This is a genomic window from Natronospira sp., assembly GCF_007134575.1.
GTDB lineage: Bacteria > Pseudomonadota > Gammaproteobacteria > Natronospirales > Natronospiraceae > Natronospira > Natronospira elongata.
This window is the reverse complement of record NZ_SLKM01000199.1, coordinates 1-11862: the sequence shown is the minus strand read 5'-3', so window position 1 is coordinate 11862 and position 11862 is coordinate 1. Positions and strand designations below refer to the sequence as shown.

Here is an 11862-nt window from a genome sequence, read left to right as displayed (position 1 = left end):
CGAAGCCGACGCATGGCCATGGCAACGGCCCCGTCGGTGTCGCCCCGCATTAGCCGTCTTGGAATTTCCCGCGACAGCGGAAGATGGGTGCCCGGCTCGGTCAGCTTGCAGCGCTCGAGCTGTTCGTCGGTGGCGAACAATGGCTTGAGCAGGCGGTAGGCCACGGGCAGTGGGGCCGTCTCGGGCTCGTCCTGGAAGTCATATCGGGGCAGGCGGACGAGCGCCAAGCCTCGCATGAGTTCATCGAGGCGTCTTTCATGAACATCGCCCGCCAGCCAAGCACTGATGGCCCCAAGCGACGCGTTGCATCGCCCTCGCAGCGGCTTATCGGGATGATCTTCCTGTTCGGCAACGATCAACCGTCGCACCAGAGTGCGGGCTAGTCCCTGTGCGGGCCCGCCGTGGCCCAGCGTGACATCCTGGTCGTGTTCCTCGTCCCACTCCGGCCAGTCAAGGTCCTTCTCTGGGGCAATATGTCGCCGAAAATACTGGCGATAGATCCAGTGACCACCTTTGGCCTTGAGACGGGCATGGAGCCCGGCTACTGCGGCCGCTATTTGAAATTCTGTACTATTGTCGTTGGTATGAGTAAACCAATCCTCGGATAATTGGGGGATTGGGGAACAGCTTTCTCTTGCCTTTGGTCTAGCTGCCAGATACTGGTGAATACCGCCCAAGACCCTAAGCAGAGGTTCAATCGGTGGTGTCTGGCCGTCTGGGTTTGTGCTCAATTCGAATGCATGCTTGTCCAATCGACTAGATAGGCTAATGATCTGACTGGTAGGCTGCGTTCGAGTAGTTTTTGCAAATGAGAGCCACCAGTTTCTATGATCCAGGTCTTCCAATAGGTCAGCTGAGCTATTTCTCTTGACAGGAATTCTGTCCATTGGGACTGCGAGCACGCTCAGGCCAAATCGTTTCGCAATCACATGTCGTTGAAATGCGACTATACCGCGGTCAACTCCTAAAGTGCTTATAGCTCGTGCAAAATCGAGTCCATTCCTTACTGGGTTTCCCCTTAGACTTACACGGCCCTCCGATAGAAACGCCCTAACCTCCATATATGTCATTTTGTTCTTCCAGATGGGCATCCAGATTTCCGCACGCAAATCACCTTCATCAGGAATTGATGTGTTCCCACTAGTTGATCCAATAAATTCGACTGTGAACGGGAAACTAGCCCTGGATGGCGAGATTTCATCGTGCCGCCTTGTGGCAGAGGATGTAAGCATCAGGGTTCCTTCAAGGAGGAGAAGATAGCTCCAGGGGTTGGTTTGTACGGACGCAGAAAATGAAGAGGACTGGTTGGGTCCACCAGAGTCGAATGGTGAGAATTGGCCTGGTGTTTGACTAGAGTGAGTAGCAGGTACTTTGGCTCCAAAAAGAGCAGAATTTACTAACCCGGGTTCATTCGCCTCTAACAGGCAGCGAACTACTTGTTGGGAAAACCCGGATACATAGCTACCGCTTCCCTCGTTTCCACCGGTGCCAAGTAATGGCGGGAACCGTCGGCTGTCCGTCGTCAATACGTAACAAGCATCTAGCCAATCAACGATGTTATCCGGAAGTTCGGCGCGACATAACTCCATAAGCCGAAGCTTTCCTTCGTCGCTTGGTTTATCGTTGAATCCAAACCTGATTAATAGGTCTTTCACTGAATAAATTACTTCCCGGAAATCACGGAGACGGGGTGTGCTAGACCGTTCAATTGCCTCTAAGGCAGATCGAGCAGCATTCTCGGAAGAGCCGGAATAGAAACCAGATCTCGCGCCCCAGGGGGCTACCAATGGAGTGGGCTGATATCGGTCAGTGAAGAAACTAACGAGTTCATCTTCGTCCAGGCTAGTTTCGATGATTAAGTCGTTGCCCTCCCATCTGGCACAGGCAGATGGGTCTTTTTGTTCCGCGATTATCCGGAATACCCCAAGTCCCTTTAGATAAGAGGCAAGGGGAGTGGTGTGGCAGCCGTTCAATAGGATTTCATTCTTCATGGTGAGTGCTCCTCCTCACGGCTGGCTCGCCAGTCGGCGATGCGTACCAGGGCTTCGAACCAGGCGAGCTTGAATGGGCCGTGTTCATCAAGCAGTTGGCGTGTCCGTTCGGTCCATGACGGGCCCTGGGGACCGCGGCCCAGTTTCATCAGGTCCAGTCGAAGTTCGGTTTCCGGGACGCTTTGGCCATTGAGGCGAAGTGGGGGCAGGCGGTCCCCTTCCCAGACCCCGCGGGCAAACAGGCGTTGACCGCCCGGCGGGGCGTTTTCATTGGGCAGCGCCCGCAGGCCAAGCCGTACCTTGCCGTGATGGGCGGCGATCAGATAGGCGATCAGGTCGCGCTGGGGATGGTCGCTCTGGTGTTCCAGCCAGGCCAGTGCCGAGGCGAGCTCATGGCGAAAGCCCCGGCGTTGCTGTTTCGTGCCGTCCTCATTGCGAACGTGAAAATTCGGACGGCCCCCGCGAGGCGACTTGGCCCAGGGGCCGCCGTCACCCGGGGCGTCGTCACCGGTGATGGCGTTCTGGAAGGCTTCATGGGCCTTGCCTACATCATGCCAGCGGCCAGCCGTGGCGATGATCTCGGCGAGGGCTTCGTCCTGTTCGAGCTTTTCGGCCAGGTCGGCGCCAGCGGCATCCACATCCTGCAAGTGTTCTGATAGCGGCACATAGCGCTTCATGACTGTCATGTCGTCACTGCCCTGGGATTCGGCTAGGATCGCGGTATCCATTTGGATGGGCTCGACGAAGCTCTTGCTGTCCGTGGCGTCGAAGCCGGCCGTGGCGGTGTAGCCACCGGCTCGGCTTTGCAGTAGGAGCTGCTGGCCGGGACGAATCCGATCTTTTCTGACGGGCTCCCATCGTTCGGAAAGCGGATCCCATATCCAGGCCTTGCGTTTGCTCAAATAATCCTTGAGCTGGCCCAGGCCCACCGGGCAGAGTTCTTCCCGGGTTGGTGCCGGCTGTTCGCCGGGGTCGTCCTCGAAATCCCGCCAGAAGACCTGGGACTGGGCCTGGCCCGGGTCACGAATGTAGGCGGAGATGTCCACATCAAAGCCGCTCAGGTCCGGGTCCGTGTTGAACAAATCGATCAGATCCCGGCGGCGGATTACGCGGCGAATGCCTGTTGCGGCATCCACCGCTGGCAGGTCGCCGGGGCTGGCGGATTCGATGGCGGACAACTGCTCTCTAGCGGCCAGTAGATCCTCCATCTCGTAAGGCAGGGCCTCCTTGCTCTCTTCTTCGATGTCGATCCAGTAAATCGTCGCTTCTGGATGTTCTCCGCCCCGGTTGCAGCGGCCGAAGCGTTGGACCAGGGAAGACCAGGGGGCAAGTTCGGTGAATAGGACCCGGCTGGAGATGTCCACACCGGCCTCCACCGCCTGGGTGGCCACGATGATTCGCCCCTCCGCCGGAGTTTCCGCGCGGATGGCCGACTCGATCTCGTCCCTTTCCGGGGGCCTGAAGCGGGCGTGCAGGAGCAGCGGTGCTGTCTCCATTTGCTTGGCCAGGGCGGCATGGAGTGCCTGGGCGCGTTCAACCCGATTAAGGATTACCAATGTCTGGGAACCGGGCTGATGCTCTTCCAGGATTTCCTGTGCCAGCCCCTTGATATAGGCGGCGGCTTTCGATTTGCGGTTGTCCGCCGTCAGCCGTGTCCGGGCGGGCTGAAGTTTCTTTTTCGCTGTAAGACGCTGGGTGACCTGATCATGCCGGCGGTCCTCGTCGTTGAGCGATAGCCAGCCCAGCGTTTCCAGGTGTGGCCGAAAGTCCACGGTATCCAGCCAGTTGCGATGCAGGGTGGCAGAGGCCCACAGGCTGCGGGTGGACCGTTGGGTCCGCAGCGTGCGGCGAAAGGCTTCCAGCTGGGTGGAGGTGGGCAGGGCGGCGCCCATGAGCTGGATTTCGTCATACACCCACAGCGCATCGTTGTGGAGCAGTCCGAAATGCACAGGCCACTGGTAGCGACTCATGCCATAGCCGCGCATCAGAGCGCGGGACAGCAGCATGTCCTGTGTACCGATCAGAATGGATTCTTCCTCGGGGTAGGATGCCCAAGTGGCGGTCCGAAGCGAGGGTTCCCCACCCATCAACAGGTGTGTGGAGACCTTGCCATCACCCGGCTCGCCCAGCAGGTCGAGTGCGGCCAGCCACTCGCGGATATTTCGGTGGGTTTGTTCCACTAGTACACGCATGGGCAGACACCAGACGAGCCGCCGGGGCATGTCCGTTTCCCCCTTTTCACGCCGGCGGTACAGCCAGCCCAGCGTGACCGCCGCCGTTTTGCCCAGACCGGTGGGGATGTCCAGGACCTCCGGCCAGTCGTCCTCCGCTAAACGGCTCTGGTAAGGGTAGGGTGTGGGTAGTCCCGTTGCTTGCCGGAAGAAGGATTCGAAATCTTTCACGGCGTTCTCCGAAAGTCTGTTTTCAGTTCAGTGTATTTGCTCAGGTGTCTCACCGAATGACACAGCGGGTATGAGTCCGCGATTGGCGTTATCACCAGGTTTGTGGCTACAATTGAGAAATGTGGCCACAAAGAGAGCTGGGTGATGGATGTATCAATCCGTGAGCTGAAGAACCATTTGTCCGAGTACCTGCGGCGTGTCCAGGCCGGCGAGGAGATTACCGTGACCTCGCGGGGGCGCGCCGTGGCACGGCTGTCGGCGGTTATCGGCCGGGAGGGCCGGGCGGAAAGCGATGAGGCGCTGGCGGCTCGGGTGCGGGCGCTTCCGGGTGTCAGGGCGGCCCTTGGTAAGAGGGTGAAGCTCCCCGAAAGACCGCTGGATTGGCCCGGCGGCGGACCATCTCTTTCCGAGCTGATATTGGAGGATCGGGATTGATTCTCTATCTGGATACCTCCGCTCTGGTAAAGCTGTACGTTAAGGAGCCGCATTCCGATGAAGTGCGGTCCTTGGTTCAGAAGGCGTCTCTGGTGGCCACGCATGTTATTGCCTATCCCGAGGCACGAGCCGGATTTGCAAAGGCGTGGCGGATGGGGCGGATAAGTGACGATGTATTGACGCAGCTCGTGGTTTGGTTGGACGAAGGTTGGGGGGGCTTCGATGTCATCAGTGTCGATGAGCCACTGGCGCGTCGTGCGGGGGTGCTGGCCGATACCTTTGGCTTGCGAGGCTACGATAGTGTTCATCTGGCCGCTGCGGAGAAACTCGCGGCAGGGGCTGGCGACGGGCGTCTGTGTTTTGTGTGTTTTGATACGTCTCTGACGCGGGCTGCGGAAGGCCTTGGATTGAAGACTCCGTGGTGACGAAAGAGCGGGTTCGGGGTGTTTCATGCTGTGCCTCCCTTGGCCCTGCTCCATTTACCGCTCCCCGCCGAGTATCTGTCTGCCGCACTGACCAGTCTTTCACGTACCCGCTTGCGCAGTAATTCTGGGGCAAGTACTTCCACTTCCGCGCTCCAAGCCAGGATTTCCCGAATCAGCTCGGTGGGGTCGCCATAGGGAATCTGCAGCTCGTAGTGCCCATCCTTCCATTGCCCGATCTGGTCGGGGGTGCCAGCGCTGCTCGGCGGCCCAGCGGGCCGCTTCCGGCGTGAAGCGCAGCACCGCCCAATGGTCTGCGGGCCGGTGAAGATGCCGAAATTGGCTTCCAGTTGCCGGTCCAGGGTGGCCGGGTCGATATCCAGGGCCGGCGTCTTGTCGGGCCTCGGGTCGCGGATGCGGTCCAGGGAGAACAGGCGCAGGTCGTCGGCATCGTGGCAGTGAGCGGCCAGGTACCAGTTATTGCGGTAGTGGATGAGGCGCTGCGGGCTGACATGGCGCTGCCTCATTTCGTCCCGGCTGCGTGAGCGGTAATCGAAGTGAAGCCGTTTGCGGTGGAGCACGGCTTCGGCGGCCTGGCCGAAGGCTTCGGTTTCCAGATGGCGGTGGGCGATGGGGCGGACCTGGATGCGCTGGTCGAGGGTTTCGGGGTCGAGGCCACCCTGGCCGAGGAGCTGGCGGATGCGGGTCTTTAAGGGGCCGATGTAGGGTTTGAGCAGGCCGGGCTGGATGGATTCCAATAGCTGCTCGGTGGCCAGCAGGCCGTGGAGTTCGCTGGGATTGAGCCAGAGACCGGGTAGTTCGAAGCGGTTCATCAGCATCCATGCTTTTGGGGGCTACCTTGTCCAGCATAGACGATGGGCGTGGTGTTTCAAGGTGGGTGAGACAGCGCGGGTGTTACGGTTTTTTTCGGGTGAGGGTTACTCTGGCTTTATGCTGCGCTGGCCGCGCTTGTTCCGGTTCTGGGCAAGCCGTTCGGCCAATTCCCCCATTTCCTCAACGGCCCGCATCTTTTCGTACAGGCTCAGTTTGCGCCAGCGACGCAATTGTTCCCGCCGTGCACCTTCCCAGGTAGTCTTGCTCCAGTCGATCTCATCCTCAAGCCGCGACATGATCGTTACTCCTTATTGTCACGCTGCTCGTGAAGAATGCGTAGGTGTTCAACATCGTCCAGGTCTCGCGGGCGGCCTACTGCCTCCTTCATAGTGATCAATGTCTCCAGGGAGACCAAGGGAGCTTCGATTCCGGGTGTCAGCGTTTCCCGGAGTGCTCGATTGTATTCTTGTGAGAAATCAAAGGGATGTTCGACAAAGATATCGATGGGTGTTTCCGGGTGGGCATCACTGAACAGCTGGAAGACTTTCATGCCCTTGTCCCTTGCCCAGCTTTCGCGGGTTTCACGGTCGGCGAAATCTTCGGCCTTCACCGGGATGGTGGGGCGATAGCCCAGGTCTTCCAGTGCTTTTATGGCGGCAAGGATGTTGTCCGGGGCCAATTCGATGACCAGGTCCGCGTCCTTGGTATAGCGAAGATAGCCATGGGCATTTACCGCCAGGCCGCCGGCGACCAGGTAGCGGACTCCCGCCTCGTTGAGGGCGGCAATGATGGCTTCGAGGCTGTGAACGCGCATGGTCCAAGCATACAACAAAAAAGGCCGGTCACTGGGACCGGCCTTTTTGGTCTAGCTGTGCGCGGGACTGGCTCAGGAAGCCATGTCCTTCAGGCGGGCATTGAGGCGGCTCTTGTGGCGAGCGGCCTTGTTCTTGCTGATGATGCCCCGGGTGGCCATGCGATCCAGATAGGGCACGGCAGCCTTGTAGGCTTGTTCGGCCTTGGCCTTGTCACCGGCTTCAATGGCCTTGATGATTTGCTTGATGCCGGTGCGCATGCGAGAACGCATGCTGGCATTGTGCTTGCGGCGCTCTTCGGCCTGACGGGCGCGCTTCTTTGCGGACTTGATGTTAGCCAAGACTAGCTCCTGATAATTCTGCTGACGCTCGGGGTTGTCGCGGCGCACGCGCGCGCGGTTTCGGTGACAGGGTCGCCGAAAGCCGCGTATCATGCGGAAAAACCGCGCGCCTGTCAAGGCCGGCAGGTGGCGTGAACGGTTCCCAGTGAACAGTGAACAGAGGGTGCCGGCCGGGGCCGAGTGCCATTGTCTGAACGAAGGGGTCAAGTTGCAGCGTTTGACTAGAAAAAACAATAACCTAGCCAGGTTTTCGGTAGCCCACTGCGCTGTGAGGTGGTCGCCGCGCCTGCCATTTGGCACGGCCCCCGCTGTTCACTGGGAACTGGGAACTGTTCACTCCAGGCCCGGCGAGGGCAGGGCATGAGTCTGCTGCGCTCCACCGGTCTGGTCGGCGGCATGACCCTGCTCTCCCGGGTACTGGGATTCGTCCGCGATGTGGTCTTTGCCCGCTTCTTCGGGGCCGGGCCGGTCATGGACGCCTTTTTCGTGGCCTTCAAGATCCCCAATTTCATGCGGCGGCTGTTTGCCGAGGGGGGATTTTCCCAGGCCTTTGTGCCGGTGATCGGCGAGTATCGCAGCCAGCGTGAACATGCCGAGGTGCAGGCGCTGGTGGACCGGGTGGCGGGTATCCTGGGGGCGGTACTGGTGCTGATTACCCTGATCGGGGTGGTGGCAGCGCCGGTATTGATTCTGATTTTCGCCCCCGGTTTCGACGGCGAGGACGGCCGCCGGGAGCTGGCCACGGCCATGCTGCGCTGGACCTTTCCCTATCTGCTGTTCATCTCCCTGGTGTCCCTGGCGGCCGGGATTCTTAATACCTACAACCGCTTCGGGGTGCCGGCCTTTACACCGGTCCTGCTTAACGTTTGCCTGATCGGGGCGGCGGTCTGGCTGGCCCCCTATTTCGACGAACCGGGCATGGCCCTGGCGGTCGGTGTGTTTGCGGCGGGGGTGGCTCAGTTACTGTTTCAGATTCCCTTTCTCAAGCATTTGCGCCTGCTGCCCCGGCCGCGCTGGGATCCGAAACATGAGGGTGTCAGGCGCATCATGCGCCTGATGGCGCCGGCCCTGTTTGGCTCCTCGGTGGCCCAGATCAATCTGGTGATCGACACCATCATCGCCTCCTTTCTGGTGGCCGGCAGTGTGAGTTGGCTGTATTACTCCGACCGCCTGATGGAGTTTCCGCTGGGGGTGTTCGGCATTGCCCTGGCCACGGTAATCCTTCCCGGCCTGTCGGCGCGATACGCGGAAAAAGACCCCAAGGCCTTTTCCGATACCCTCGACTGGGCCCTGCGTCTGGTCTGGCTGGTGGCGGTGCCGGCGGCGGTGGGGTTGTTCTGTCTGGCCGGCCCCATGCTCTCGACCCTGTTCCAGTATGGCGAATTTACGGCCCATGACACTCGCATGGCGGCCTGGAGCCTGATGGCCTATGCCTTCGGTCTGGTGGGCTTCACGCTGGTTAAGGTGCTGGCCCCCGGCTATTTCGCCCGCCAGGACACCAAGACACCGGTCAAGGCCGGGGTGGTGGCCATGGTCTCGAACATGGTGCTGAATCTCGCGTTCGTGCTGCCGATGGTGATGACCGGATTCGTCGCCCCGCACATGGGCCTTGCCCTGGCAACGGCGATCGCCGCCTTCATCAATGCCGGTCTCCTGTATATGGGGCTGCGCCGTCGCGGCGTATACCGGCCCGGGCCGGGCTGGGCCTCGTTGTTCTTCAAGGGGCTGGTGGCCAATGGGGTAATGGCCGCGGTGGTGCTGTGGCTTGCCGGCCCACTGGCGGATTGGCTGGATGCGGGCGTCTGGGAGCGGGTGGGGCTGCTGGCGGTCTGCATTGGCACCGGGGCCCTGGTTTATGGACTGGTACTCTTGCTGCTGGGGCTCCGGCGGCGGCATGTGATGGCCTGACGGCGGCCGATAGTTGATATAATGCCCCGTTTTGCATTACGGGAAGCCTGGACTTGCGGCTGATACGCGGACGGCAACATTTGAGCCACGCCCGTCGGGGCGGAGCGGTGACCATCGGCAATTTCGATGGCGTGCATCGCGGTCATCGGGCCATGCTGGAACGGGCGCGGGCTACCGAGCCTGCCGGTCCGCTGACGGTGATCAGTTTCGAACCGCGGCCGCTGGATTATTTCCTGGGTGAGCGGGCGCCAAGCCGGGTGGTCGGCTTCCGTGATCGCCATGAGCTGTTGGCCGAGGCCGGGGTGGATCAGTTGCTGCTTCTGCGCTTTGATGCCGCCCTGGCCGGAATGAGCCCCCGGGCCTTCGAACAGGATGTCCTGCAGCAGGGTCTGGCCCCGGCCTATCTCCTGATCGGGGATGATTTCCGCTATGGCCGGGACCGGGCCGGCGATGCAGACAGTCTGGCCGCGACGGCCGCGGATCAGGGTTTTCGCCTGGAGGTGATGCCCACGGTGGAAGGGCAGGGTGCCCGGGTGTCCAGTACCCGCATCCGCCGTCACCTGGAGCTGGGTGAGACCCGTCAGGCCGCGGCCTTGCTGGGTCAGTGGCCGCGAGTCACGGCGCGGGTGCGCCGGGGGCGGCAACTGGGGCGAACGCTGGGTTATCCCACCGCCAATCTCGCCGTCCACGAGCGGCTGGCGGCTCGGGACGGGGTTTACGCCGTGCAGGTCGAGGGGCTGGACAAGGCCGAACCCCTGCCGGCGGTGGCCAGTCTGGGGCGGCGACCCACGGTGGATGGTCGCAGGCGATTGCTGGAGGTTCATCTCTTCGATTGGCAAGGTGATCTCTACGGACGCCATCTGCGGGTCCGCCTGATTCGCCACTTGCGCGACGAGGAACGATTCGAGGATCTGTCGGCCCTGCGCCGCCAGATGGATGAGGACAGCCGGGCGGCGCGAGCCGTTTTGGCGGAAGAACAAGTGCCGGTGACATGACCGGCGAATTCACAGTTGATTGTTAGGGTGAAACGGTGACCGACTACAAGTCCACGCTCAATCTGCCCAAGACCGACTTCCCCATGCGCGGCAACCTGGCCAAGCGCGAGCCGGACATGCTGCGGGAATGGGAAGACAGTGGTCTCTATCAGAAGATTCGGGAGCGTTTTCGCGGGCGGCCCAAGTTCATCCTTCCGGATGGCCCGCCCTATGCCAACGGCGACATCCACATCGGTCATGCCGTCAATAAGATTCTCAAGGACATGGTGGTCAAGTCCCGCACCCTGGAGGGCTTTGACGCCCCGTATGTGCCGGGTTGGGACTGCCACGGCCTGCCCATTGAACTGAAGGTCGAGGCCAAGGTGGGCAAGGTCGGTGACAAGGTCGATGCCCGCGACTTTCGCCAGGCCTGCCGGGATTACGCTCATGAGCAGATCGACCGTCAACGCACGGATTTCAAGCGCCTGGGCGTGCTCGGTGACTGGGACCGGCCCTATCTGACCATGAACCCGCAGTACGAGGCCGACCAATTGCGGGCTTTCGGCAAGATGATTGAGCGCGGCCATCTCTACAAGGGCTACAAGCCGGTGCACTGGTGCATGGACTGCCGCTCGGCCATGGCCGAGGCCGAGGTCGAATACCAGGAGCACACCTCGCCGGCGGTGGATGTCCGCTTCCCGGTGACCGACAAGGCCGAGCTGGCCAAGCGTTTCGGCCTCGCGGCCGAGGCCGTCGATGCCCCGGCCTTCCTGCCCATCTGGACCACCACGCCCTGGACCATTCCGGCCAACCGGGCCGTGGCCCTGAGTCCGAAGCTGGAATATGGCCTCTATGCGGCCACCGGCCCCAATGGTCGCGAGATCACCGTGCTGCCGGTGGAAATGGTGGATACCGTGCTTGAGCGCTGGGGCTTTGGTGGTGCGGAGCGTCTGGCGGTCGCCGCCGGCAGTGAGCTGTTGCGCTTGTCCTTGCAACACCCCTATCTGGATCGCCAGGTGCCGGTGGTGCTTGGCGATCACGTCACCACCGAGTCCGGTACCGGGGCTGTGCACACCGCCCCCGGCCACGGCCAGGAAGACTATCTCATGGGCCTGGAGTACGACCTGCCCATGGACCATCAGGTCAATGAAAACGGCGTGTTCACCGACGAGGCCGAGCACATCGCCGGCGAGCATGTCTTCAAGGCCAACCCCAAGCTGGTGGCCCTGCTGGAAGAGCGCGGCATGCTGCTGCACCATGAAAAATACCAGCACAGCTACCCCCACTGCTGGCGGCACAAGACGCCGGTGATCTTCCGGGGGACACCCCAATGGTTCGTGAGCATGGATCGCGGCGGCATGCGTCAGGCGGCGCTGGATGAAATTGGCAAGGTGAAGTTCACTCCCGACTGGGGCGAAGGCCGTATCCGCGCCATGGTGGAAAACCGTCCCGATTGGTGTATTTCCCGTCAGCGTAGCTGGGGGGTTCCCATTGCCCTGTTCCTGCATCGGGAAACGGGTGAATTGCACCCCAAGACGCCGGAATTGCTGGAAGCGGTTGCCAAACGGGTCGAGAAGGAAAGCATTGATGCCTGGTTCGAGCTGGACCCGGCCGAGCTGTTGGGCGATGAAGCCGACAATTACGAAAAGGTCACCGACATTCTCGATGTCTGGTTTGATTCCGGCATGGTGCATTTCTGTGTACTGGACCGTCACGAGGATCTGCAGGTGCCGGCCGATCTTT

11 protein-coding genes are annotated in these 11862 nt (G+C 61.1%); 5 read left to right on the top strand and 6 right to left on the bottom strand.

Annotated features, from left to right (window positions below):
* Both csx17 and cas3 read right to left on the bottom strand, forming a co-directional pair.
* Positions 1 to 1991, bottom strand: a 1991-nt coding sequence (gene csx17, locus ACJWXQ_RS07890) for a type I-U CRISPR-associated protein Csx17 (protein WP_406672538.1), incomplete at its 3' end; no start/stop codon positions are given.
* Positions 1988 to 4393 (bottom strand): CRISPR-associated helicase Cas3', encoded by a 2406-nt coding sequence (gene cas3, locus ACJWXQ_RS07885; protein WP_406672537.1) that lies wholly within the window; start codon positions 4391 to 4393, stop codon positions 1988 to 1990. The genes csx17 and cas3, both read right to left, overlap by 4 nt.
* A gap of 144 nt (positions 4394 to 4537) precedes the next feature.
* Here cas3 and ACJWXQ_RS07880 point away from each other — a divergent pair, with 144 nt between their 5' ends.
* Together ACJWXQ_RS07880 and ACJWXQ_RS07875 are read left to right on the top strand one after the other, a co-directional pair.
* Positions 4538 to 4828: a type II toxin-antitoxin system prevent-host-death family antitoxin gene (locus ACJWXQ_RS07880; RefSeq protein WP_346050294.1), complete on the top strand. Its 291-nt coding sequence runs from the start codon at positions 4538 to 4540 to the stop codon at positions 4826 to 4828.
* The gene (locus ACJWXQ_RS07875; protein WP_346050292.1) at positions 4825 to 5253 is read left to right on the top strand and encodes a type II toxin-antitoxin system VapC family toxin; all 429 of its coding nucleotides are present in this window, start codon (positions 4825 to 4827) and stop codon (positions 5251 to 5253) included. Before ACJWXQ_RS07880 ends, ACJWXQ_RS07875 begins: the two co-directional genes overlap by 4 nt.
* 23 nt (positions 5254 to 5276) lie before the next feature.
* Here the strand turns inward: ACJWXQ_RS07875 and ACJWXQ_RS07870 are convergent, their stop codons facing one another.
* From ACJWXQ_RS07870 to rpsT, 4 genes are all read right to left on the bottom strand, one after another.
* Positions 5277 to 6083 (bottom strand): WYL domain-containing protein, encoded by an 807-nt coding sequence (locus ACJWXQ_RS07870; protein ID WP_346050290.1) that lies wholly within the window; start codon positions 6081 to 6083, stop codon positions 5277 to 5279.
* A 105-nt stretch (positions 6084 to 6188) separates the two neighbouring features.
* The gene (locus tag ACJWXQ_RS07865; RefSeq protein WP_346050288.1) at positions 6189 to 6380 is read right to left on the bottom strand and encodes a hypothetical protein; all 192 of its coding nucleotides are present in this window, start codon (positions 6378 to 6380) and stop codon (positions 6189 to 6191) included.
* A gap of 5 nt (positions 6381 to 6385) precedes the next feature.
* Positions 6386 to 6898, bottom strand: a complete 513-nt coding sequence (locus tag ACJWXQ_RS07860) for a hypothetical protein (protein WP_346050286.1) — start codon at positions 6896 to 6898, stop codon at positions 6386 to 6388.
* A 72-nt stretch (positions 6899 to 6970) separates the two neighbouring features.
* Positions 6971 to 7237, bottom strand: coding sequence for a 30S ribosomal protein S20 (gene rpsT / locus ACJWXQ_RS07855; RefSeq protein ID WP_346050284.1), 267 nt, complete (start codon positions 7235 to 7237; stop codon positions 6971 to 6973).
* A gap of 360 nt (positions 7238 to 7597) precedes the next feature.
* On the opposite strand from rpsT, the gene murJ reads away from it, so the two are divergent.
* From murJ to ACJWXQ_RS07840, 3 genes are all read left to right on the top strand, one after another.
* Entirely contained in the window at positions 7598 to 9145 is a 1548-nt protein-coding gene (gene murJ, locus ACJWXQ_RS07850) for a murein biosynthesis integral membrane protein MurJ (RefSeq protein ID WP_346050282.1), read from the top strand.
* A 53-nt stretch (positions 9146 to 9198) separates the two neighbouring features.
* Positions 9199 to 10140 carry a bifunctional riboflavin kinase/FAD synthetase gene (locus ACJWXQ_RS07845; protein ID WP_346050280.1) on the top strand — a complete coding sequence of 314 codons (942 nt, stop codon included), beginning with the start codon at positions 9199 to 9201 and terminating at the stop codon, positions 10138 to 10140.
* Positions 10141 to 10175: 35 nt separating this feature from the next.
* Positions 10176 to 11862 (top strand): isoleucine--tRNA ligase (locus ACJWXQ_RS07840; RefSeq protein WP_406672536.1); only part of this gene is annotated, 1687 nt, incomplete at its 3' end.